The following is a 24,208-nucleotide window of genomic DNA, read 5'->3' on the forward strand; positions in this document are numbered from 1 at the left end:
CCAATCAAGGTAATGACATCACGACGTTAAAAGGAGGTTTCAACCTCCAAACCAATGGTGCCAACAGCGGTGCAATCAAAGCGGGTGATACAGTTGATATCGGTGTGGTTGATCCAGCAGACAGCAACTTAACTGCGACTAAGACAGGCAACAATGTTGCATTTGCACTTAGCAAAGACTTAACGCTAAATAGTGTTAGTGCAAATCAACTCGCAGTTGGAAATGTTGTTGTAGATAAAACGACCAATACGATTGCTGGATTAAGTAATAAAAACTTAACTGCTGCTGACTTTGCAACTCAAGGTCGCGCTGCGACTGAAGAACAATTGAAGCAAGTTATTAGTAGCAATATCACTGAAGTTGTCGACGGCAATGGAAACAAGGTGAATATTATTGATCAGGTTGTAAATACTAAACCTGATAATAAAAACCAAGATTCATTGTTCTTAACCTATGATAAGCAAGGTCAAGAGACAACTGATCGTCTAACAATTGCTCAGACAGTACAGAAGATGAATACCGATGGTATTAAATTCTTCCATACCAATGCAGACACATCTAAAGGTGATTTGGGAACAACAAATGACTCAAGTGCAGGCGGATTAAATTCTACTGCAATTGGTGTAAATGCTATTGTTGAAAATGGAGCTGATAGTGCACTTGCTTTAGGTCACAATACTAAGGCTCAAGGTAAAGAATCGATTGCAATAGGTAGTGGTGCTGAAGCTTTAGGTACACAGTCAATTAGTATTGGTACAGGCAACAAGGTTAAAGGTAATCATTCAGGTGCGATTGGCGATCCAACGATTGTAGACGGCAATAATAGCTATTCTGTTGGTAACAATAACCAAGTATTAACTGATGACACCTTTGTTCTCGGAAATAATGTGACGCAAACTGTAACAGGTTCTGTGGTATTAGGAACGGCTTCAGCAGCGACAACAGGTGCAGGTGTTGCTGGTTATGCTTTATCAGCAGCAACAGGTGCAGATAAAGCAGCAATCACTAAAACAACTTCAACCACTGGTGCAGTAGCAGTTGGTGACGCTGCAAATGGTATTTATCGTCAAATTACCGGTGTAGCAGCAGGTGCTCAAGACTCTGATGCTGTGAACGTTGCACAATTGAAAGCAGTTGGCAATCAAGTTGTGACAACACAAACAGCACTGGTGAATAGCCTTGGTGGTAATGCGAAGGTGAATGCTGACGGCACGATTACTGGTCCTACTTACAATGTTGCTCAAGGTACTCAATCCAATGTTGGCGATGCATTAAATGCATTGGATAAAGCAATTGGTTCGGCAGCAACTACGTCTAAAACAACAGTATCGAATGGTGACAATATTGTTGTAAGTAAATCAAAAAATGCAGATGGTTCTGATAACTATGAAGTATCAACTGCAAAAGATTTGACAGTGGATTCTATTAAAGCAGGTGATACTGTTTTAAATAGTGCTGGTATTAGCATTGGTAATAATACGGTTGTGTTGAACAACACAGGTTTAGTGATTGCAGGTGGTCCAAGTGTGACAACACAAGGTATCAATGCAGGCAATAAGCAAATTACTAATGTTGCAGCGGGTACCAATGCTACTGATGCTGTAAACAAAGCTCAGTTAGATGCATTAGCAGCGCAACAAACTGCAAGCGACAATTCAGCAGTTAAATACGACGATGCGGCATCTAAAGACAAAATCACATTGGGTGGTGCAGATGGCACAACCATTAGTAATGTGAAAAATGGTGATGTTGCTAAAGACTCTAAAGAAGCTGTAAATGGCGGTCAATTGTGGAATGTTCAACAACAAGTGAACCAAAACACAAGTGATATTTCTAACATCCAAACCAATATCAACAACATCAACAATGGTAAGTCAGGTCTTGTTCAACAACAAACACCAAATGGTGACATCACCATTGGCAAAGATACTGGTGGTACTACAGTAAATGTTGCAGGTAAAGATGGTGATCGTGTTGTCACAGGTGTTAACGATGGTGCTATAAAAGCTGGTTCTAAAGATGCTGTAAATGGCTCACAACTTAATACAACGAATCAAAAGTTTGCTGAGTATTTAGGTGGTGGTGCTAAGTTTGCTGATAATACTTTTACTGCTCCAACTTATACAGTCGGTGATACAACACATAATAATGTTGGTGGAGCGATAGATGCATTGAACAAAGCTGACCAAGAGTTGGGTAGTAAAATTAACAATGTGAGCAACCGTTTAGAGCAAGCGTTCTATTCAACCAATCAACGTATTGATGATGTTGAGAAAAGAGCAAATGCAGGTATTGCTGCGGCAATGGCATTAGAAGCAGCGCCATATGTTGCTGGTAAATATACCTATGCAGCAGGTGCTTCTTATCATGGTGGTGAAAATGCAGTCGGCGTAACTTTACGTAAAACTGCTGACAACGGACGTTGGTCAATTACTGGTGGTGTAGCTGCTGCATCACAAGGTGATCCAAGTGTACGTATTGGTATCAGTGGCGTAATTGATTAAGGCTGAATTGTTCTGGAGAACCTAATATTTAGGTTCTCCTTATCACCAAGATATAAAGTGAGTTCAAATATGAAAAATATGATAAAAGCATTGGTTCTAGGGGTTACAACGAGTTTTGCTATTTCTGTCTTTGCAGAAGAGCAAGCGGTTGTACAACAAGATGAAATCAAATTTCCAGCGATTGATAAAAGCTATCTAAAACAAGTGAAACGTTATGAATACGATAATGTTGCGCGTTTAGATAAAGGTTTAACCAAAGATCAAATTCGTCATTTATTGGGAAATCCTCAATTTAGTGAAGGTTTATTCTTTGTGAAAACTTGGAACTATGTGTTAGATATTCGTCAGCCAAATAGTCAAGAATATTTACGTTGCCAACTTCGTGTAGATTTTGACAAGCAAAGACTTTCTGAGCGTTTATCTTGGAAGGGCGAAGCATGTGAAGGTTTGATGGCTTGGGGCGCAAACAATCAAGTTCCATCAAATTCTAATCTGACAGGTGAACGTTCAGGTAGTGTATTTTTTGCTTTCGATCGTTCAAATAAAAATGCGATTGAACAAGGTTCTGGTTCTATCAGTGCAATTGCACAACGAATTAAACAAAGTAATTCAACTGGTCCAGTTGTTGTTGCTGGGTTTGCAGATCCGCTTGGTAAATTTGCATATAACCAACAATTGTCATCACAGCGTGCAAACACCGTTGCAAAGTTGCTGGTGAGTGAAGGCGTTGATATAAATCGTATTCAAATCCAAGCAAATAGCCAAACAGATTTATATCAACAATGTGCTGGACATAAAGCCAATAACCAACTTGTAAATTGTTTAGCACCAAACAGACGTGTAAACATAAGTTGGTAATTCTTCTTAAATACAAAATGGCTACTCTTTGGAGTGGCCATTTTTTTATCTTAAAAACAGGTACGACAATAAATGTCGCAGATGCTTTGCCAAGAGGCTGACTTAAAATTGTATTTGCTTATAATGAAAACATGAGAATATATTCGGTGAGTAAAAATGATGATTGTTATAGAATTTTTAAATTAAAAAAAACGAATATTGATTTTTAAATCAATAAATGAAAAGTGATTAAAATTGGGGAAAATAAGAGGCTATTTAATGTTTGAAAGTATTAAGAATAAAGTGAATCAACTCATCAACCCACAAGGTCAAAATGCGATAGAGTCAGAAACTTTGGCATTATTCAGTACGATTGTTGAACCTTTAACAGAAATTGATTCGTCCTTACCCAATCAAGTTTTAAACTATATCGTGAATGGTCAAAACCCTGATGTTTTATTGACCTTACAGCAGCAAGCGACCGATAAAGTATGTGCTTTGCTTGGTAGCCCTGGTACATATGGCTGGTACTGGCCATCTACCGAGTTAACCAAAGCACAAGAAAAACTATGTAAAGCCTCACAAAATGCGCGTTATAAGCTGTACATCAATATTTTTTCAAAACTGAATAGTGAACAAATTATTCGTTATGGAAAATTCTTAGAAGCGGCAACACAGCAACGTAATTATTCTCAACTGTCCAAGCAAACTCCAGCATGGTTTAGTTATGTGTTGGTAGATGGGTTATTAACAAGTTTTAATCATCAAAGTTTTGACGATCGTCAGAAAAAATCACATCGTGATCTATGGTCACTTACAGCATTAAAGCAACTTTATTTATTTGAACCTGAAAATAATATTGAAGGGTTTATTACGACTTTATTTGAGCGTAATGGTGTAAATAGTTATCACTATGATCAATTGAATTTCTTGTTTAAGCTTTCGGATAGTGTCCAGTTCTTCACTGATTATGCTCAACAAGTTCGTGAGACTTTAGCTAAACTTTCTGCCGCAGCGCAAGGAATTTTCCTAGAGTTTATTGCTCAGCATCACGACTTATTACAAAAGCAAACTGAACTTATCATTATGCTCGCATTAAGTTCGAGCAAAGGTGTTCGCGAGCAAGCGACTGTTTTACTCACACATCTTGACGATGCTAAAAGTCAGCAACATTTGCAACATTATTTGATCAATGGCGAGAGCAAACAACGTAGTTTCGCTGCCGATTTGCTAGCACGTTTAGGTGAGCAAAATCGGGAAATCTTGCAGCAAGCAGCAGAAAATGAAAAATTAAAATCAGTACTGGCAAATATCCTTTCTGCGTTACAAAGACTCGAATCTTTGGGTCAAGTGGTCGAGCTTGAATATACCTTAGCTGAGATTGAAGTGATTGAGGCTCAAGACATTCCTGAAAGTTTTGCTCAGATTCTACAGGATAATTATTTGGCGGTAAAAGAAAAATATCGTCAAGCTTCTGAACAAGAAGTTGAAGATAATAAAGCTGTTGAAAAAGGTGGATACAAAAGCCATTGGAGACAGAATAACTACCGAGACTTCTGCAAATCATATGACAAACTTGAAAATGTTGGAAAATTAATTCTTGGTCATTTGAATGGGCAAAAAAACTATCGTTCGTATATTGAAGAAATTGCCAATTATCAAAAAAAGTTACAGCAGTTACCTGAGTTTAGTTTGATTCATGCAGCGCGTTTGGTGCTAGGGCATCGAAACAATGATTGGATCAACTGGTATCAGTTTTTCCAATTTTTAGATGCTAAGAACTGGGAAACAATTGAGTTACGTCAGTTAGCCCAAGTTTTGCAACAAGTAGGTATTTCAGAAGAGAGTAGTAAACGTTGTATTGCAAATGAATACCTAGAAAACTATAGCGGTGATGAACTAAATACTCGAATTTCTGATGATGAAAAAGTTATTCCTTTTTTTGTTGAGAACATTGATTTAATTGCTGAAGCTTTAGGGCTACTACCAAGTAAAAATCAAAATTCATGGCGTTATTATGATCCAATCAAGGCATTAGCTTTATTACAACGGTTCCCGCAAGTACCTAAACAGTTTATTCCTCGATTACTTGAGTTCGCTTTGGGGGATGGAAAACGTTTACGTTTTGACGCTCAGGAAGTATTAAAAAAACTGCCTGATATTCATTTAAGAGCGATTGAAGCTTTAGAAAATGGTAAACAAGAAATTCGTATTACAGCGGTGGAATGGTTAGCGCGTTTACAACATCCTTCTGCGGTCACAGCGCTTTATGATTTATTAAAAAAAGAGAAAAAAGAAGTTGTTATCGCTGCAATTCTGACGGCTCTAGAGCAGTTGGGTGAGGATATTAATATTTATCTTTCACCAAAAGCATTGCTCAAAGATGCTGAAAAGGGTTTGAAAGCTAAGATTGCCAGTAGTTTTACTTGGTTTGATTTGAAAAAATTACCTCAAGCGCAGTGGCAAGATGGTACAACAGTTGATCCTCAAATTATCCAATGGTGGGTCGTTTTAGCAGACAAATTGAAAGACCCTGTGCCCAATGCATTGTTACAGCGTTATATGGGACTGTTAAATGATAAAAGCCAACAAACACTTGCATTGTATTTACTGCAAAGCTTTATATATCAAGACACTCGTAATCCAACTTTAGAAGAGGCGATGGAGGTTGCAACGAAAGAAGCACCAAGTCGTTTAGCATCTTATCAAGATTCATTTAAACGATGGGGACAAAAATACCCTGAATATTATGGACGTTATGAACACATCACATTGGAAGAAGTGATTGAAGAAATTAAACGTGAGCGTTTAGCAATTTATTTAGGTTCTGCAATTAAAAGTAAAGGAATGTTGGCACTGACTTTTAAAACGCAAGGTAGTGTTCCGGTGAAATTGTTGCAAGATTATATGAAGCAACATTACCAACGTCGTGCACAAATCGAAGCGATGTTGAGTAGTTTTTCAATCAGTGATGATCCATTGATCATTCAATTACTTCTGAGTTTGTCACGTCGTTACCGCACAGCATCTGTTCAAAATCTAGCGAAACAATTGGTTGAACAAATTGCAGAGCGCAATCAATGGAGTAGTGATGAATTGGCAGATCGCACAATTCCGACCGCAGGCTTAGACGACGTAGGTGTGCTGAGTTTAGAGTACGGTTCTCGAATCTTAACTGCCTATGTAGACGATAAAGATAAGTTCGTACTTAAAAATGAAGATGGAAAAATAATTAAAGCCTTGCCTGCTGCAAGACAAGGTGATGATGAAAGCTTAATTAAAGAAGCCAAATCTTTATTCAGCAGTAGTAAGAAAGAGTTTAAACAAGTGATTGATCTACAAACACAACGTTTATATGAAGCGATGTGTAGTGAGCGAACTTGGAGCAGTACAGATTGGCAAGAATACTTATTTGCCCACCCAATTATGAAACGTTTGATTCAACGTTTAGTTTGGTTGGAGCTTTCTTCAGAAGGTACTATTTTACAAAGTTTCCGTCCTAGTGATGACGGCAGTTTATTAAATCTTGAAGATGATGAAATTGAATTAGCACAAGATAGCCAAATCAAAGTTGCACATGGTGTTTTGATCAGCGCTGAAGATGCAGAAGCATGGCAAGCACATTTTAAAGATTATAAAGTGACGTTCCTATTTGAGCAGATGACACACCAGCTTCCTGTTTTTGAAGCACATGCGGAAATTATTGAGGATCGTAAAGGCTGGTTAACCGATACATTTACTTTACGTGGTGTGATTACCAAGCTTGGTTATCAACGTGCTTCAATTGAAGATGGTGGCTCTTTTGATAGTTACTTTAAACCATTTAGCCAAATTGGTTTATCTGCGGTGATTCGTTTTAGTGGCAGTTATGTGCCTGAGGAAAATCTTGCAGCTGTATTGTACGACCTGAGTTTTGAGAAAAAGAATGTACGTTCTTGGCGTGACAGTGGAATGAATTTAGTAGATGTACCGCCAGTGTTATTAGCTGAAACTTATGCTGATTATTTAAAAGTTGCTGAGGCATGTTCTGGTTTTGATCCTGAATGGCAGAAGAAAACACCTTGGTAAAATGGTAAAGATATGAATCCACAAGACATTATTAAATTAAGTGCTGAACAACGTTTTGCAGAAGAACTTGCAATAATCAGTGAGCATGACCATGCGCCTAAACCACAAGGTTGGTTACGTTCACCACGTGCGGTACGCCAATTTATTCTCGGTGATGAGAAATTAGCGATTAGCCGTAAATTTTATGGTGATGATGCTTTAGTCGACAGAGCAATTGTGACTTTACTGGGTAAACAAGGTCTCATGTTAGTAGGTGAACCAGGTACAGCAAAATCTATGCTGTCCGAATTATTAGCAGCAGCGATTAGTGGTGATTCAGGATTAACCATTCAAGGAACAGCAGGCACAACTGAAGATCATCTCAAATATTCATGGAACTATGCTTTATTACTTGCTGAAGGTCCTAATGAGAAGTCTTTAGTTGCATCACCTGTTTACCAAGCGATGCAGCATGGCAAGATCATTCGTTTCGAGGAAATCACGCGTTGTCCACCTGAAATTCAGGATGTCTTAGTTTCATTAATGTCTGAAAAGACCATGATGATTCCTGAGCTTGGGGATCAAGGTCGTGTTTATGCCAAAGCAGGATTTAATATTATTGCTACCGCCAATTTAAGAGATCGCGGTGTGCATGAGATGTCATCGGCATTGAAACGTCGTTTTAATTTTGAAACTGTACGACCGATTGCTGATCCTGTTTTTGAACGTGAGCTTGTACTGACTCAGTTGAAACGCGAGTTAGGAGAGTTATCTGATCAGATTCAAATGTCTGAATCTGTGGTTGATCTACTGGTCACAGTTTTTCAAGAGTTACGTCAAGGCACAACCAAAGACGGGACATCAATTAAAACACCTGATGCTGTGATGTCGACTGCTGAAGCGGTCAATATCGCTTATGCAGCTGCTTTAGAAGGCTATTATTTGGGTGATCAATCTTTGAGTGGTGCTGCGATTGCGCGTCAGTTGATTGGCGTGGTGTTAAAAGATAATACTGACGATGCCAAGCGGATGCGTTTTTATATGGATAATGTTGCCCGTGAACGTGCTAAACAGGATGTAACTTGGAAGGCTTTTTTTGATGCTGGAAAAACGTTTTGGCAGTAGATTTTTTGAGTCTTAACTGAGTCGCGCCGAGTTCTAATCTTATTTGAGGATAAGCCTTCGGCTCGACCTACTTTTGTTTCGACAAAAGTAGGCAAAACCATTTGTCATTCACAGAACCTGTTGACTTCTTACATTTAGTTAATCGAGTCACAGAAACAACATTTGACAGATATCACGCAGGCTGTGAATGACGTTCCGAGTATCAGATGTTGTATGTAGATTATATAAAAAGTGAAAATTTATTGAAATAAAGAATATGACGATACCACAACGCTTACAACTAGCCTTAAAACAGCAAGCGGCTTTGGCTGATAAGGGCATTCATTTTTTACCGATTCGCCATCATAGCCCAGCGTGTGCTTATGCTGCTTTACAATCGTTGCAGCAATTACAGCCTAAACACATATTGATTGAAGCACCACGTTCATTTAATCGTTTAATTGCAGATTTACAGCATCCAGATAGTCAGCCACCACTAGCTGTACTGTGTCAAACCGAAATCATGGAAGCAAATAATAATGCTGCTGATGATGAAAAGACGGAACAGAAACAAATCCGTACGGCTTATTATCCATTTTGCGATTATTCACCTGAATGGGTTGCGCTGCGATATGCGCCAGAAATTAATGCTGAGGTTGAGTTTATTGATTTAGCATGGACAAGTCAGATTGATCATGAATTAAAGACGATCACCAAACAAACTTGGCAAAGTCGAAGCTTACAGCAAGAGCGCTATTTGGCTCATAGTCAGTATTTACAAACCCTAGCACAGAAGTTGCACTGTCGAAATCATGATGAACTTTGGGATCACTTATTTGAGTTAAAGCCGAAGCTGGAGATGCATGATTGGCAAAGCTTTTTCCATGAGGTGCTCGTTTGGTGTGCTATGTCTCGTTTAGATTACGAGGATAGTGTTTTAGAAGCCGATGCTTCTTTAATCCGAGAACAATGCATGCTGCAAAGCATCTTAGAATGCTATGCAAATAACAAAGTTACCATTTGTATCCTCACTGGTGGTTTTCACACCTTGGCCTTAATTGAGCAATTGGCAGCACATTTACTGGTTGAGAAACCTAAGAAAATTAAAAAAATGAAGTCAGCCGATCAAGATGACCAAACATGGTTGATTCGTTATAGTTTTGATCGTCTTGATGCTTTAAATGGTTATGCTTCTGGTATGCCATCGCCTGCATTTTATCAACGTTGTTGGCAACATATGATAGAGAAAGCCTTTGATGATGCTGAACAGCGACAAGCCTTAATCGTTGAGTTACTGTCTGATTTTTCTAGGCAATTACGCGACCAGCAGATTTTGGAAAGTAGTTTTATTACGGTTAAAAATGCAACTGAACAGGCGATTAGATTAGCGACTTTAAGAGGACATTATTTAATTAGTCGTTTTGATTTGATTGATGCCTGTCAAAGTAGTTTTGTCAAAGGCAGTTTAGATGAGGGGCAACAAGCATTCCAAAGCTTGTTAAAGCAAATTCTGAGTGGTGTGCGTCTAGGACAAGTAGTGCAATCCACGCAAACCCTACCATTGCTAGCTCAAGTTTATGATTTAGCAAAAGTTCATCGTTTTAAATTGGATGAAACGACGACCAAACGCGCAAAACTGGATGTCTTTCGTAATCAAAAACATCGTTTGCGCAGTCGTTTTCTACATTTACTTGATTTCTTGCAAGTGGGATTTGCCAAGTCAGTGAGCGGCCCAGATTTCTTAGGTGGTGGGCGCTTACATTTATTATTTGAAGAATGGGATTATGCATGGACCCCCCATGTTGAAGCTCAGTTGATTGAATTATCCGAGTTAGGAAGTGAGTTAAATACTGTTGCAGTACAAAAACTCTTGCATATCAAACAGACTTTTTCTCAAACAGGACAAGGAAGGTCATCACATCTTGCAGTACAGCTTTTAATTCGAGCAGCATTAATGGGATTGCACAAACAAATTCCAATTCTGTTTGCTGAAGTTCAACAATTCTTACCCACTGATCCTGATTTGGATTCGGTGATTCAATGTGGACAAAAATTATTAAATTTATGGACAGGCAAAGATTTCTTAGCTTTTCAGCAACAACCTGAACTTAAAGCACTGATGCAGCAAGTCATTCCTACAGCATTATTTTTACTGTCTCAGTTGGCAACGCCACCAGCAGACCAACAACAGCAAATTCTTAATCAAGTTTTGCACTTACGCAATTTGTCTAAGCAGATAAATCGTGTAGTGGGTGGTGAGCTAAATTACCTAGCACAATTTTATAATGCTTTAGCACGATTAAATACAGAGTGGCAAAAGCTAGATGTGTTGGCGGGTGCGGTTGATGCCTTACGTTTTATTGATGGTGATTTGACTGAACAGGATTTACAGCAATCAGTTCAGCGACATTTTGGTTTGGGTGCAAACCCTGAACATGCAGTCGCTTATCTATCTGGAATGATGCAAAGCGCACCTGAATTATTATTACGTTATCCTGCAATGACACAACTACTGAATCAACTGCTATTAAAATGGGACGAGGCTGCTTTTGTGGCGATTCTGCCTGATTTACGCCAAGCATTTACTCATTTTAAACCGAAGGAAACAGCAGCTTTTGCTGAGCAGATTGCGCAACTGAATGATGTTTCGAGTTTGGATATTTCTCAATATATCAGTGAGGTTTCACAAGCTGAAATGCTACAAGGTGTTCAATTAAATCAACAACTACAAGAATTTTTGATCGAGCGAAATTTACAAGGTTGGTTAGTATAATGAATGATTCAAACTCTAATAACCTTGCAGCCCGTTGGCGATTGATTCTGGGTCGCTATAGTGATCGAGCTTTGGATCAGGTACAGCTTGATGCAGAACAATTACGTTTGGAACGTACTCTCGATTATTTATACAACCGTGAGTATGAACAACGAGGTCATATTGCAGGGGAGTCTCGTCATGGCTCATTAGATGGCTCACAGCTCACTGCAATTAATTGGCTCAATCAAGCGCGAAAATTATTTCCGCAAAGTACCTTTGAACGTATTCAAACTCAAGCAGTTGAACGCTACCAATTAGATGCATTACTCAAAGATCCGCAAAGCTTGAAAAGTTTAGATCCTACACCTCAGCTTGCTAAAGCCTTGTTGACGATGCGTGGGCGAATGAATGCGCAAACTCGAGATGCTGTCCGAGAGATTATTCAAACCGTAGTAGAGCAAATCGTTGCACGATTAAAACCTAACTTTATCAATGCGATTCATGGTCGACGCAATCGTTTTCGCCGTTCTTTGATTGCAAATAGTCAGAACTTTGACTGGCGACGAACGATTCGGGAAAATCTAAAACACTATAACGCTGATTTAAATAAGCTCATTATTCAACAACCATTCTTCAATGCGCGGGTACAACGTCATTTACCTTGGACTGTCGTGTTGTGTGTGGACCAAAGTGGTTCAATGATGAACTCTGTCATGTACAGTGCAATTTGCGCCAGCATTCTGGCAAGTTTACCTGCTGTAAAAGTACATCTCGTATTGTTTGATACCAATATTGTTGATTTATCTCATATGGCACATGACCCCGTTGAAGTGTTATTGACTGTTCAGCTTGGTGGTGGCACAGACATTGCCAAAGCGGTGAATTATTGCGAACGTTTTATCACACAACCAAATCGCACGATTTTTACGTTAATCAGTGATTTTGAAGAAGGTGGTTCTGTAGCACATTTACTCAATGCGATTAGTCGCTTGCAAAGTCAACACGTAAAGTTATTGGGCTTAGCAGCTTTAGATGAACAAGCTAACCCTGTCTATGATATTCAAATGGCACAGAAGCTGAATGAGAGGGGCATGTCTGTTGCAGCGCTAACCCCTGAACATTTTGCTGAATGGATGGCAGAGGTGATGCAATGAGCTGGCAACACCAATATTTGGCTTATGATCAAGACAGTCTTGCTACTTATGCAAATACTGGTTTGGTTCGCCGTGCCTTAAAAGATATTGAGGCAGGAAAGGTTATTTTACAAACTGAGCAATCTGAACACATCACCATTGAGAGTGATGGTCAACAGGTTGGTTTATCATCGGCAGGTTTAGTCAATGCATCATGTAGTTGCCCTGCAACAGGTGCTTGTAAGCACATTGTCGCAGCCGTTTTATATCTGCAGCAACATTTACAAAATTCAGTTCAGCAACCAATCGAAAATCTAACAACAGACTCAGCTGAGGATATTCAAAGTACGACTGTTGAATTGGTTGAACAACTTGAAAATAATTTCCAACCCAATCTGATCGAAGAAATATTGAGAGTTGATCTCAACCAAATCGCAAAGAAAATAGGTAAAGCTCAAACTCAAAAAGCCATCAAACTCGCTCGGCTTTGGCAAAAAGAACAACAAACAGAATTATTTGAAGAAGAATACAGTTTAAAAATTCGTATCAAGAGTCTGGCTGAAGACATTATTTATGTGGCAGGGGCTAGTTTTGCTGGAATGCTGTCAAATTTAGAAAAGGATCAGTCTGCATATTATCTAGCTGCTTTAAGTGAAGTACAGCGACTGCAAGGAAAATTCTGGACTGAGTTGGAACTCAATGAGACAGAGAATCCTGCAGTTCTGAGTGAGAGTGAAGGTCAATTTATTATTGAATTAAAAGATGATCTTGCTCAGTTGATTGAGTTTGGTTTATCGCATGTAAATGAAATGACTGCACGACAATTACATCTACTGAATATGTCTGCTAGAAGTGAGTCATTACCTCGTTTGGCTGCATTGTTAAGGCAACTGAGTGGTCAGGTTACTCGACTTTTAAATCGTGACGAACATAGTTCTGAACACGAAACATTATTATATTTAGCTCAAATCAATGCGTATCTTTACCAGTTAGAACATGCTGAGGGTGAGGTTTTAGTTCGCTTAAGAGGGAAGTCACGTCGTCAATATGAAGTAGATCAGGAACAAATAGATTTAGAGCTTTTACCTTTAGGCGCACGTTGGTGGCGAACATTGGGTGGTGCTAGAGGAATAACTTTATATTTCTCAGAGCAAGAAAACCCTCAAATTTTTGAGGTGACACTAGCGCGTACGGAAAATAATGACCCAAACTTTAATCGTTACAATGCATGGTCTCAGCAAAGTATTTGGATGATGACAGCTCAACAACTCATGCAGAAAAAGATACGACTACAACAGCCACGATTTTCTGAGGATGATCGTTTATCTGCTTCAGGACAAAGTCGAGCCTTACCACTTCATAGCTTAAAAGATCTTCAAGATTTTAGTATTTATCAACACATTGGATTTGATAATTGGCACAAAATACAGCAACGTTGGCAGCAACAATTACATAGTATTGAAGGTGTTGATCAAACAGTAATGCTCAGTATTTCTAGCTATGACAAACCTCAAGTTGATGAAATTGAGCAATGTTTGTGGTGGACAGTCTATGATCAGCATCAATCAGCGATACATTTACGTTTAGATTGGAAAACGTCAGAAATAGAAAAAATTCGTCAGCTCGAACGTTTGTGTACTCAAAAAATTCAAATCGGCTCTGTTTTTGTATATTGCCAGATTAAAGGACATACGTTGGTGTTATCGCCAATGAGTTTATTGATCACGCAAAATGAAAAAACTCGCTTGTTTAACCTAGATTTTGATCAATTCACTGAATCAAAAAAGACCTTGAAAGAAAGTATCGTTGGACGTATTGAACAACTGTTAATAAAGAAACAACAACAGAGAGCAAAACTTTCTTCTATTCAAATGAGTTTGAGTCAAAAAGTGTGTGAACCAATTTTTGATGTATTACTTAGTCTGAGTTGCTCAGGACGTATGATGCTGAGTTCATCACAGATCCAAACGCTGCAACAGCAACGTGAGTTGGCATTAGATGCTGGTATGAGCATACTTGCAAAGCAGCTCACATCACTTTTAGCAGCATCTAAAATCAATGTTGATTCAATTTTACGGCTTATTTATCTCTGTGATTTAACTTTAAGAATGCAAGTGAAACTACCAATACAACTTACCGTTGAAGATAAGCCAGTTTTATAGTTTTTTATTCACAATAATAATATTTTTTGTGATCAATCTGACAAAAAGTACTTTACTTGTTTAAAAAATAAACTAAAATGCGCATCGTGAACTTGGATATTCAGATACAAGTTTGATGTATTTGAATAATTAAAATGAGTATGGTTAAGTAGCAATATCATTCATAAATCATATTGTTGATGATATGCATTTATCGAACTTATCAAATACTCGACATTGGCTAAATCTTTAAAGAGGGAAAAGTGATGTTGGACTCAAAGAAATTAATTGTACTTGATCAAATGCTTATTCTAACCAAAGAAGGTAAAAATGATTTGGTTTATGAGAATGATACTTTACTCAAAGTTAAAATGATTTCAAATCAACATATTGTTGTAGAGGATGATCACAAAACTAGTTTTTTATTGAAAAGACAAGATGAAAACTTAGTTTGGTCTTTCATATAGTATGAAGATTAAACATCAATTTTAATTAATGTTTAATCACGAATTAACCTGTTGTTTCAGTTCCATTAATATTGGACAACAGGTATCTTGAGTAGTTTTACATTCGTCTAACCAAGAAGAAAGTCGCAGTTTAAGTCCTTGTAATTCTTGTATACGCTCATCAATTTTAGTAAGACGCTGCTCAATGACATGACGTACTTCAATACGATCCTCTAAATTTAAGCTAAGCAATTCTTTAATTTCGTTGAGTTGTAAGCCAGCATCTTTTGCTTTTTGAATAAAACTCAAAGTTTCCACATCCTGTTGATTGTAATATCGATAACTCTGCGTACTTTCTGGGATACGCATTAAACCAATACGTTGATAATAACGAATAGTTTCAACATTGATATGGCAAGATTTTGCCAATTTTCCAATCGTAAGATTCATTTTATATGCCTCTGTTTTATTCATAAAAAGCACTTGACTCTGTACCTAGGTACAGACTTTATCCTAAACCGATCAAGAATGAAAAGATAGGTCTAGTAATGGCACATCAACATACATCTTCATGTTGCAGTCAATCTAATAAAACAATCGTTTATCAAAACATTGATCCCGTTTGTGGTATGCACGTTGAAGAAGATTCTGAGCACTATTCTGACTATGTAGGAATTCGTTATTTATTCTGTTCGGCGGGTTGTAAGCAAAAGTTTATTGAGCAGCCTGAGCATTATTTGAATAAAAAACAGTCTGGAAAATCTTCATGTTGTTCCCAAGAGAGTGAAGAAAAGCGTTCTTCAAGCTGTAATGCAATTTCAGAACAAGATAATGAAGTCATTAAGACATCGACATGTTGTGCCCCAAAGCTTGAAGAGAAAAACAACAGTTCTTGTTGTAATCCTAAAACAGAAGCACAATCAGTTCCACAATCGATAAAACAATCGTCTTGCTGTGGTGGCGGATCAAATCAACACCAACATGGAGCAGATACTAATCAAACAGAGATTGATCCTGTTTGCGGTATGTCGGTTAAAACGACGACAACTTTAAAAACAGATTATCAAGGTAAAACATATTATTTCTGTAATCCTTCTTGTGTAGATAAATTCCAAAACGATCCTGAGTTTTATCTCATTCCACTAGATCAACGTTCTGTTCCTGAAGGTGCAATGGATATGGATTATACCTGTCCGATGGATCCAGAAATTGTGCAAAAAGGACCGGGTACATGTCCAATCTGTGGTATGGCACTCGAACCCATGCAACCTAGTTTGGATGATGGTCCAAATCCTGAATTAGTTGATTTTAGTAAGCGTTTTTGGACGACTTTGCCTTTAAGTTTATTGGTGATGATCTTGGCAATGGGATCACATATCCACGCTTTTATATCGCCACATATTCAACCGTGGATCGAATTAGTACTGAGCTTACCAGTGGTGTTATGGGCAGGTTATCCAATTTTACAACGTTGTTGGGTATCGTATAAAACACAACATCTCAATATGTGGAGCTTGATTGGTGTAGGGGTGTTAGCGGCATTTATTTATAGTGTGATTGCTACGATTTTCCCTGCGCTGATTCCTATTGAAGCAAAAACAGGTCATGGAGTCGCCGTCTATTTTGAGGCAGCGTGTATGATTGTTTCTCTGAGTCTGTTAGGACAAATTTTAGAACTAAAAGCTCGTTCTCAAACGGCAAACTCATTAAAAGAACTTTTACGCTTACAGCCAAGCAAAGCGAAATTGGTTCAAAATGGTCAAGTTGTAGAAGTCGATATTTCAATGGTTAAACAGGGTGATATTTTGCAAATATCATCTGGTGAGCAAATTGCATTAGACGGTGTCGTGATCGATGGGAAAACCTATGTTGATGAGTCGATGATGACGGGTGAGCCTGTACCTGTGAAAAAGGAAAAAGATGATCAGGTCATTGGTGGAACAATTAATCAACAAGGTTCTATTCGAATCCAAACGACGGCAGTGGGTTCCAACACAACGCTTGCAAAAATGATTCAAATTGTTGCAGATGCACAACGCTCAAAAGCGCCGTTACAACGAATTGCAGATGTGGTCGCAAAGTATTTTGTGATCGCTGTGCTAAGTATTAGTGTGCTGACTTTTATTGCATGGATGGTATTTGGAAAAGCACAATTCGACTTAGCGTTAATGTGTGCCGTTGCGGTTTTAATTATTGCCTGTCCTTGTGCATTAGGTTTAGCAACGCCTATGTCTGTTATGGCAACAACAGGTCGTGCAGCTCAAAAAGGAGTATTATTTAAAGATGCTGAATCGATTGAAAATTTAAGTAAAGTCAATACGTTGATTATTGATAAGACAGGAACATTGACGCAAGGTAAACCCAGCCTAAAAGAAATTCAGCCTTTGTCAAAAACTTATGATCAAGCACAAATTGAATTATGGATTGCGTCAATTGAACAATATTCTACGCATCCCATAGCGCAGACTTTAACGAAATTGGTCGAACCAATAAAATTATTAAATGTCTCTGCATTTGAAGACGTTACGGGCTTTGGAGTGAAAGGAAATATTGAAGGAAAAACATTGTATATCGGCAGTCAGAAACTGATTGAACAATTAGATCTATCACTCAGCGATACATTGCTCAAAGAGCTTGATCAGAAACGTGCAAAAGGTGATGTAATCAGTTTTCTAATGTCAGAACAAGAGGTGATTGCCTATGTTTCGATTCATGATGCGATTAAAGAGAATGCCAAAGTAGTCATTGATCAATTACATGCAGATGGTATTACCGTGATCATGGCAACGGGTGATCATGAAAAAAATGCGCAGATGGTTGCAGATATTTTAGGTATCCAAAAGGTCTATGCCAATCTTAATCCTAAGCAAAAGCATGAAATTGTACAACAGGCACAAGCACAAGGACGAATTGTTGCTATGGCTGGAGATGGTATTAATGATGCGCCAGCACTTGCACAGGCGAATGTCGGTATAGCAATGGGAACTGGAACAGATATTGCCAAACAGACAGCGCAGGTGACGTTAGTCAAAGGTGATATTCAAGGTATTGCACAAGCGGTGCATATGGCAAAATTAGGTGTCAAAAATATGAAGCAAAATCTTGCATTTTCCTTTATTTACAATGGACTTGGAGTGCCTGTGGCAGCAGGATTGTTTTATCCACTTACAGGTTTATTGCTTACGCCAATGTTTGCTGCAGTTGCAATGTCGCTCAGCTCATTGTCTGTTGTCGTAAATGCTTTACGTTTAAATAAATCATAATTTGAGTCTGAAAATGAATAACCTATTCTCACAGGCTGAGAATAGGTTTTTATTTTTGACTCAATTGACATCATCAAAAAGAAAGCAGTCATTTCTATTTCTAGTCTTTGTCTTTAACGTGGATAAAACTATTGGGAAATAGCTAAAATGGACGATCAAATGCAAAACAATAAACCCAAAACGGTTATCAAATCGTTACTCGCGACAAGCCTAATCACATCTTCTTTGTTATTTAGCAACCTAAGCTATGCTGCACCTGCAGAAAAACTTGATTTAACCCTTTCCGCACATTCACAGAATAAAATTAAAAAACTGCTTAATGATCCGAAGGTTTGGGATCAAATTCCAAAGCAAGTAACTTTATGTGTTTATTCACCGAGTGGGGAACATGGTGAGGCATTTGAACAGGCAACCAGTTATTTAACAGAAATTCCACGAATTGTCCGTATTGCAAAGCAATATGGCGTGAATATGAATGTGACACGCCCATCTAATCTTCAAATGAATTTAAGTTTCGATTATCCAAAACTAAAAAAATCCGCATCGACATTGGTTAGTCTTAAAGTCTATACCAATGAAAGTGTTTTAACTGAGGATTTTCGTAGTAAACGTTGCGATGGGGCAGGCATCAGTAATTTAAGAGCTAAACAGTTTAACAAGTTTGTTGGCAGTATAGATGCAATTGGCGCGGTGCAAACCTATAAACAATTAACTGCGGTAATTCAAACTTTAGCTAATCCAAAATTTGATGAAAAAATGATCAATAAGGATTTTGAAGTTGTTGGAGTTGTGCCGTTAGGCGGTGCTTATATTATGGTTGGAGACCGTAATATCAATACATTAGCTAAGGCAGCGGGAAAGAAAATTGCGGTTTTGCAGTTTGATGAAACCCAAAAGAAACTGGTACAGAATGTAGGAGGGCAGCCTGTCGCAGTGGACTTATTAACCGTTGGACCAAAATTTAATAATAAAGAAGTTGATATTATGGCGGCGCCAGCAATCCTATTTGAACCAATGGAATTGCGTAGAGGTATGACCGACAAATCAGGTAAAGTGGTTGGTGGAATTATTAAATTTCCTGTGATTCAAGTGACTGGAACATTGATCATGCATCGTAATAAATTCCCAGCTGGTATGGGTTCAATTGCGCGTGAGATTATTTCAAAACAATTAACACCAGCTTTTGAATTTGTAGATAAGCTTGAAGGTCGAATTCCTGAGAAGTATTGGATGACATTAAATCAAAGTGATAAGCCTGGATACATTCGATTAATGCGTGAAGCACGTATTCAAATGACCAAAGAAGGCTATTACGATCCAGATATGATGAAATTACTAAAACAAGTTCGCTGCGCACAAGATCCGAGTAATTATGAATGTGCTCTAAAAGATGAATAATTTTTTAATTACTGTTACAGCATAGAAAAAGTAATGGAAATACTATGATTGATTAATAAGCTTAGTATTTCCAATTTTTGATCAATTTAATGATAATTCATATCCAAAGAACTGATCATTGGGTGGATAGAAATGATTTATTTTATAGAAATTAAAAACTATGGGATAAATTATGAATATAATTCACCAACTCAAAAATAAATTATTACAACAAAATATTAAGCTAAATAAGCCAGCAACATGGCAACAGATATTGGCTTTTGAATATAAATATCAAGTTAAATTATCACCCATTTTAAGCGCTTACTTTTTAGAATTTAATGGTATCGCTGATGGAGATATGGATGATAACTATTTTACATTTGTTTCTTTGGCCGAATTTCAGTCTATTGAAACTATTTTAAGCTGTGGTGATAAAGATAAGTTTTTATATCCGAATTGTTTTGTAATTTCAGATTATCTAGTGTGGTGCTGGGGATATGCAGTACAACTCGATCAAATAGGTTCGGATGGTGTTGTGTATCAAGTGGCTAGATCAAAAAAATAAAATTGCAGATTCGTTCGCAGCATTTTTAAATCAATATTTAATTGATAGTGAAGAATTATTATAGAATTACAGAAAATATTAGTGCGGTGGAATGCGCGAAGAGGGTATAGAAAATAGATACTCCAGAGATGCCGCTGCATGTCGTTACCCTTGAACCCTAAAGTTCAAGGTGGAGGTGACGCATACTTGCTGGGTTTCCTACACGGGGTAGGCATACGCTCTAAATACACAGAACACCATCCTAATGTGATGATATCGGCTCAGGGGAATCAGACCCGCTGGCGAACATCCTAGAGATAGCTTTAGTATAACTAATCTTTAGATGATCGCAATGCTTACATGTAAAGATACTTATTAATTGATGGGGCTTTGTGCAATTTTACTCAACAGTTTGTTCAACATCTTCCAAAATGGTTTGCAACAAGTGTTCGCAATGTGCATATTCTTGCAAAGATTTATTTAAACTAAATACTTCTTGAGCCATTTGGAGTGCAACCATAATCACCAATTTGTTGTGTTCAACTCGCGGTGCATTACGACGCATATCATGAAATTTTTGATTTAATAACTCGGCTGCACGCTCTAATTCTTCACGCTTATCATTGGTCGTATTTAGGCGGAATGTCTGCTCGATTAAGCGAAGCTCTACAACAATTGGTTCACTCATGATTAGTTCTCCTCTTGAGTTTCAGCATTCGGATGCGCGAGTTGCTGAATTTCTTGTGCATGTTGATCTTGCGCAGTACCTAAAATTGCAAGGCGTTGAATAATTGCTTCAACCTTAGATTTTGCCAATTCATTTTTTTGCACTAAGCGATCACGATCTTGCTGTAAATCTTGAATTTCTTGCTGACTGTGTCTTTGTTGCGCTTGTAATTTCTCTTTATTGACGCGTAGATCATTGCGTTCAGCCAAAATCTCTTGAAAGCGATTTTTCAGATCAGTGGTACTTTTTTCCAAACGGCTATAACGTTCAGCTAAAGTTGTTGCATCATTATTCAATTGTTTAAATTGATCTTGTAACTGAGTAAGTTGTTCAGTTAAGTTATCAACTTCTTCCTGCTTTTGCGTGATGATGCTATTTTTCTGCACAACTTGTGCATGATGATCAGTTTCAGCTAATTGTTTAGTTTCAGTGAGCGAAGTGTTCTCTCGCTCTAAATGATGTAAGCGTGTTTTTAAAACACCAATATGCGCTTGTAGACGCTGTAATTGTTCTAACATAACGAAGGTCGCACAGAGTTGCAATCAAAGGTAATATATACAGCAGTATAGAGATTGGATAAACGAATGCAAGACGATATTTCAGGTTGGAACGAATGGAACACTCATTTTGATGGGATTGAAGAAATTTCAAGTCCAAGTGAGTTACATGGGTTGCTCACAGGTATAGTTTGTGTGACACAAGCGCCAACCTCAGATGAATGGTCACAAATATTAAACACCTTGAATGTGCCTGCTTTACAACCAGAAGCATTAGAAGCTTTAACTGAAGAAGCAGAAGATGTGGCGAATGCTTTGTCAGATGACGAATTAGATTATTTACCGATGTTACCTGATGACAGTCATTTGCTTGTAGAGCGTGTTCAAGCATTGGCAGATTGGTGTGCAGGTGTAGTCCTTGGTTTTGGTTTAGCATCGGGTCATATTCGTGGCGAAGAACAAGAGTTGATTCAACATTTACAAGATGTTGCAGCTGTCGAGTTTGAAGACTCAGATGACGATGAGGAAGGCGAAGAAAGTTATCAAGAGTTATATGAGTTTGTACGTTTGATTCCAGTGAGTTTGTCGATTGGTCGCACTAAAATTCCTGTAGCTGAAAGTTCATTATTAAAAAACTTTCATGCTAAAAGCAGAAATCAAGAAGTAGCCGTCGATCCACAAACTGTGGTTGAAATGTTTACTCCACATCGTCCGAGTTGATAAGGTAATTAAATCTCCCTAAATCCCTCTTTGTAAAAGAGGGACTTTCTAGTTGTAGGATAGTATGAAATTAAGTCAAGCCGATTTTAAAAAACGCCGTGATCTTCTTGCTGAGAAAATAGGTAGTAACAGCATTGCAATTATTGCAACACGAGCAGAAATGTATCGTAATCGTGATGCTGATTATAAATATCGTGCAGACAGTAGTTTTTATTACCTCACTGGATTTGCCGAGCCTGAAGCGGTTGCCGTTATCGAAACCTTTGCAGAAGGCGAAGACTATAGTTACAGTTTATTCTGTCGTGAACGCGATCGAGAAATGGAAATTTGGCATGGTTACCGTGCAGGCGTTGATGGCGCAATTGAAGTTTTTGATGCTGATGAAGCTTACGCAATTGATTTATTAGATGAAGAAATCATCGAAAAACTGATCAATAAACAACGTCTTTATTACCGTATTGGTCAACAAGCAGAGTTCGATGCACGTGTCAGTGAGTGGATTAAAACAGCAGATGCAGAACAGCGTCGTGGTAATGCAGCACCAGCTGAATTGATTCAACTTGATCGTATTGTTGATGAAATGCGTGTGAAAAAATCGGCACAAGAAATCGAGTTGATGCAGATCGCATCGAATATCAGTGCTGAAGCGCATACTCGTGCCATGCAAACGGTTAAACCTGAGATGATGGAGTACGCCCTTGAAGCGGAACTCAAATATATCTTTGGTAAAAACGGCTGCGTACCGTCGTATAACAGTATTGTCGGTGGCGGTGAAAATGCCTGTATTTTGCATTATGTTGAAAATAACAAACCATTAAAAGATGGTGATTTAGTCCTGATTGATGCAGCGTGTGAATATGAATTCTATGCGTCAGATATTACTCGTACATTCCCTGTCAACGGTAAGTTTAGCCCTGAACAAAAGGCTTTATATAACGTTGTTCTTGAAGCACAGCTTGCTGCGATTGATGCAACACGTATTGGTAATCACTATAAATATCCACATGAAGTGGCTGTAAAGATTTTAACCCAAGGTTTGGTTGATCTTGGCTTACTTAACGGTAATGTAGAGGAGTTGGTTGAAAGCGAAGCATTCCGTCAATTCTTCATGCATGGTACAGGGCATTGGCTTGGTATGGATGTACATGATGTGGGTGCGTATAAGACAGGTGAACACTGGCGTGCTTATGAAGCAGGTATGGTAGTTACTGTTGAACCAGGTTTATATGTTGCGCCTGATGATGAAACGGTTGATGCGAAATGGCGTGGTATCGGGATTCGTATCGAAGATGATATTGTGGTAACTGAAAATGGTCCATTGGTTTTGACCAAAAATGTGGTGAAAACAGTTGAAGAAATTGAAAGTTTGATGGCGAGTCGTTAATCAGTAGAATGATTGCTTCTTACTTAGTATTTATTTTATGATTTGATGGCTGAGTAATATTGTAACAAAAGAACTCATATAGACTTAGCCTGTACTTGATTAAGTCTATATGAGGGAAGTATCGTGGAATAATTATTTATTTTTAATGTCTTTGATTTAATTTTTTAATGGTTTCACATGGCCGTACGATAAAATCTGTCATGCCTTTATTTTGTATAATTTCATCTTGTGTAAAGGGGTATATTTGAACATTAAATTTAATATCCTCAGGGCCCTTACTTATTCTTTCAAGCGGACATAAAATATATATTTTTCCTGCATCTGCTTTAAAAGGCGGAATCGGAGTATAGACATTCCAGGCTTCAAACCCTCTATATGTATCTAAAAAATGACCTACAATTAATGAGTGTACCTTTATATTTAATTCTTCAGGATTCACACTTACTAACTGAGTACTTCCAAATAAAGATTTATTTTCGGACATCTTTTGATCATTAACTTCATATATTGTGGAACTGCCGGCCTTAAAATACTGACCAGCACCTAACCAGTCGATATAAACCATAGCTAATTCACTTTTTGGTTTAATTTCCCCACTATACATTTTTGTAGGTTTTAAATGAGACGAACTACAGCCTACAATTGAAATTGATAGGATTAAAAAAAATAAAAATCGCATGTTATTCCCCTTTGTGAAAGTAAATTATATTCTTTTTTTGTTTGATT

Annotated in this window: 16 protein-coding genes, 1 other RNA gene and 1 pseudogene; 13 read left to right on the forward strand and 5 right to left on the reverse strand. The window is 37.9% G+C overall.

The annotated features are described in order from the left end of the window. The 8 genes from F933_RS01685 to F933_RS01720 form a co-directional block, all read left to right on the forward strand. A partial coding sequence (locus F933_RS01685; protein ID WP_005057957.1) for a YadA-like family protein occupies positions 1-2,504 on the forward strand: 2,504 nt, incomplete at its 5' end. Positions 2,505-2,573: 69 nt separating this feature from the next. Further along, positions 2,574-3,362 carry a trimeric autotransporter adhesin/peptidogylcan-associated protein TpgA gene (tpgA, locus tag F933_RS01690; RefSeq protein WP_005057958.1) on the forward strand — a complete coding sequence of 263 codons (789 nt, stop codon included), beginning with the start codon at positions 2,574-2,576 and terminating at the stop codon, positions 3,360-3,362. A 258-nt stretch (positions 3,363-3,620) separates the two neighbouring features. Then, the gene (locus F933_RS01695) at positions 3,621-7,409 is read left to right on the forward strand and encodes a DUF4132 domain-containing protein (protein ID WP_005057959.1); all 3,789 of its coding nucleotides are present in this window, start codon (positions 3,621-3,623) and stop codon (positions 7,407-7,409) included. Between the two features lie 12 nt (positions 7,410-7,421). Continuing rightward, the gene (locus tag F933_RS01700) at positions 7,422-8,513 is read left to right on the forward strand and encodes an ATP-binding protein (protein WP_005057962.1); all 1,092 of its coding nucleotides are present in this window, start codon (positions 7,422-7,424) and stop codon (positions 8,511-8,513) included. 256 nt (positions 8,514-8,769) lie between these two features. Further along, positions 8,770-11,265 carry a DUF5682 family protein gene (locus tag F933_RS01705; RefSeq protein WP_005057963.1) on the forward strand — a complete coding sequence of 832 codons (2,496 nt, stop codon included), beginning with the start codon at positions 8,770-8,772 and terminating at the stop codon, positions 11,263-11,265. Then, positions 11,265-12,401, forward strand: a complete 1,137-nt coding sequence (locus tag F933_RS01710; RefSeq protein ID WP_005057966.1) for a VWA domain-containing protein — start codon at positions 11,265-11,267, stop codon at positions 12,399-12,401. The genes F933_RS01705 and F933_RS01710 overlap by 1 nt, the downstream gene beginning before the upstream one ends. After that, complete coding sequence (locus tag F933_RS01715; RefSeq protein WP_005057968.1) at positions 12,398-14,542, forward strand: SWIM zinc finger family protein; 2,145 nt, start codon at positions 12,398-12,400, stop codon at positions 14,540-14,542. Before F933_RS01710 ends, F933_RS01715 begins: the two co-directional genes overlap by 4 nt. A 245-nt stretch (positions 14,543-14,787) precedes the next feature. Further along, entirely contained in the window at positions 14,788-14,988 is a 201-nt protein-coding gene (locus tag F933_RS01720) for a hypothetical protein (RefSeq protein WP_005052909.1), read from the forward strand. A 36-nt stretch (positions 14,989-15,024) separates the two neighbouring features. Here the strand turns inward: F933_RS01720 and F933_RS01725 are convergent, their stop codons facing one another. Next, positions 15,025-15,417, reverse strand: coding sequence for a MerR family transcriptional regulator (locus F933_RS01725; RefSeq protein WP_005057971.1), 393 nt, complete (start codon positions 15,415-15,417; stop codon positions 15,025-15,027). Positions 15,418-15,515: 98 nt separating this feature from the next. On the opposite strand from F933_RS01725, the gene F933_RS01730 reads away from it, so the two are divergent. From F933_RS01730 to F933_RS01740, 3 genes and pseudogenes are all read left to right on the forward strand, one after another. Next, a complete protein-coding gene (locus F933_RS01730; RefSeq protein WP_005057974.1) occupies positions 15,516-18,230 on the forward strand; it encodes a heavy metal translocating P-type ATPase in 2,715 nt (904 codons plus the stop codon). Between the two features lie 159 nt (positions 18,231-18,389). Further along, complete coding sequence (locus F933_RS01735; protein ID WP_034710436.1) at positions 18,390-19,628, forward strand: putative solute-binding protein; 1,239 nt, start codon at positions 18,390-18,392, stop codon at positions 19,626-19,628. A 172-nt stretch (positions 19,629-19,800) separates the two neighbouring features. After that, positions 19,801-20,239: pseudogene (locus F933_RS01740) on the forward strand (SMI1/KNR4 family protein). A gap of 51 nt (positions 20,240-20,290) precedes the next feature. On the opposite strand, the gene ssrS reads toward F933_RS01740, so the two are convergent. From ssrS to F933_RS01750, 3 genes are all read right to left on the reverse strand, one after another. Beyond that, positions 20,291-20,475: non-coding RNA, 6S RNA (ssrS, locus tag F933_RS16910), on the reverse strand. A 79-nt stretch (positions 20,476-20,554) separates the two neighbouring features. Further along, positions 20,555-20,842, reverse strand: a complete 288-nt coding sequence (locus F933_RS01745; RefSeq protein WP_005052918.1) for a cell division protein ZapA — start codon at positions 20,840-20,842, stop codon at positions 20,555-20,557. Positions 20,843-20,844: 2 nt separating this feature from the next. Further along, entirely contained in the window at positions 20,845-21,399 is a 555-nt protein-coding gene (locus F933_RS01750; RefSeq protein WP_005057981.1) for a hypothetical protein, read from the reverse strand. A gap of 66 nt (positions 21,400-21,465) precedes the next feature. Between F933_RS01750 and F933_RS01755 the strand changes: the two genes are divergently transcribed. Next, a complete protein-coding gene (locus F933_RS01755) occupies positions 21,466-22,098 on the forward strand; it encodes a UPF0149 family protein (protein WP_005057983.1) in 633 nt (210 codons plus the stop codon). 64 nt (positions 22,099-22,162) lie between these two features. After that, the gene (pepP, locus tag F933_RS01760; RefSeq protein WP_005057984.1) at positions 22,163-23,482 is read left to right on the forward strand and encodes a Xaa-Pro aminopeptidase; all 1,320 of its coding nucleotides are present in this window, start codon (positions 22,163-22,165) and stop codon (positions 23,480-23,482) included. Between the two features lie 142 nt (positions 23,483-23,624). On the opposite strand, the gene F933_RS01765 is transcribed toward pepP, so the two are convergent. After that, positions 23,625-24,161, reverse strand: coding sequence for a hypothetical protein (locus tag F933_RS01765; RefSeq protein ID WP_005057985.1), 537 nt, complete (start codon positions 24,159-24,161; stop codon positions 23,625-23,627). Positions 24,162-24,208: the final 47 nt, after the last annotated feature.

It is taken from the genome of Acinetobacter beijerinckii CIP 110307, from assembly GCF_000369005.1.
Lineage (GTDB): Bacteria > Pseudomonadota > Gammaproteobacteria > Pseudomonadales > Moraxellaceae > Acinetobacter > Acinetobacter beijerinckii.

Excerpts from the sequence above, each read along its gene's own strand:
- tpgA (WP_005057958.1), top strand. The coding sequence starts at position 2,574 with ATGAAAAATATGATAAAAGCATTGGTTCTAGGGGTTACAACGAGTTTT.
- F933_RS01695 (WP_005057959.1), top strand. The coding sequence starts at position 3,621 with ATGTTTGAAAGTATTAAGAATAAAGTGAATCAACTCATCAACCCACAA.
- F933_RS01745 (WP_005052918.1), bottom strand. The coding sequence starts at position 20,842 with ATGAGTGAACCAATTGTTGTAGAGCTTCGCTTAATCGAGCAGACATTC.
- F933_RS01750 (WP_005057981.1), bottom strand. The coding sequence starts at position 21,399 with ATGTTAGAACAATTACAGCGTCTACAAGCGCATATTGGTGTTTTAAAA.
- pepP (WP_005057984.1), top strand. The coding sequence starts at position 22,163 with ATGAAATTAAGTCAAGCCGATTTTAAAAAACGCCGTGATCTTCTTGCT.
- F933_RS01705 (WP_005057963.1), top strand. The coding sequence starts at position 8,770 with ATGACGATACCACAACGCTTACAACTAGCCTTAAAACAGCAAGCGGCT.
- F933_RS01700 (WP_005057962.1), top strand. The coding sequence starts at position 7,422 with ATGAATCCACAAGACATTATTAAATTAAGTGCTGAACAACGTTTTGCA.
- F933_RS01720 (WP_005052909.1), top strand. The coding sequence starts at position 14,788 with ATGTTGGACTCAAAGAAATTAATTGTACTTGATCAAATGCTTATTCTA.
- F933_RS01735 (WP_034710436.1), top strand. The coding sequence starts at position 18,390 with ATGCAAAACAATAAACCCAAAACGGTTATCAAATCGTTACTCGCGACA.
- F933_RS01710 (WP_005057966.1), top strand. The coding sequence starts at position 11,265 with ATGAATGATTCAAACTCTAATAACCTTGCAGCCCGTTGGCGATTGATT.
- F933_RS01755 (WP_005057983.1), top strand. The coding sequence starts at position 21,466 with ATGCAAGACGATATTTCAGGTTGGAACGAATGGAACACTCATTTTGAT.
- F933_RS01715 (WP_005057968.1), top strand. The coding sequence starts at position 12,398 with ATGAGCTGGCAACACCAATATTTGGCTTATGATCAAGACAGTCTTGCT.
- F933_RS01765 (WP_005057985.1), bottom strand. The coding sequence starts at position 24,161 with ATGCGATTTTTATTTTTTTTAATCCTATCAATTTCAATTGTAGGCTGT.
- F933_RS01725 (WP_005057971.1), bottom strand. The coding sequence starts at position 15,417 with ATGAATCTTACGATTGGAAAATTGGCAAAATCTTGCCATATCAATGTT.
- F933_RS01730 (WP_005057974.1), top strand. The coding sequence starts at position 15,516 with ATGGCACATCAACATACATCTTCATGTTGCAGTCAATCTAATAAAACA.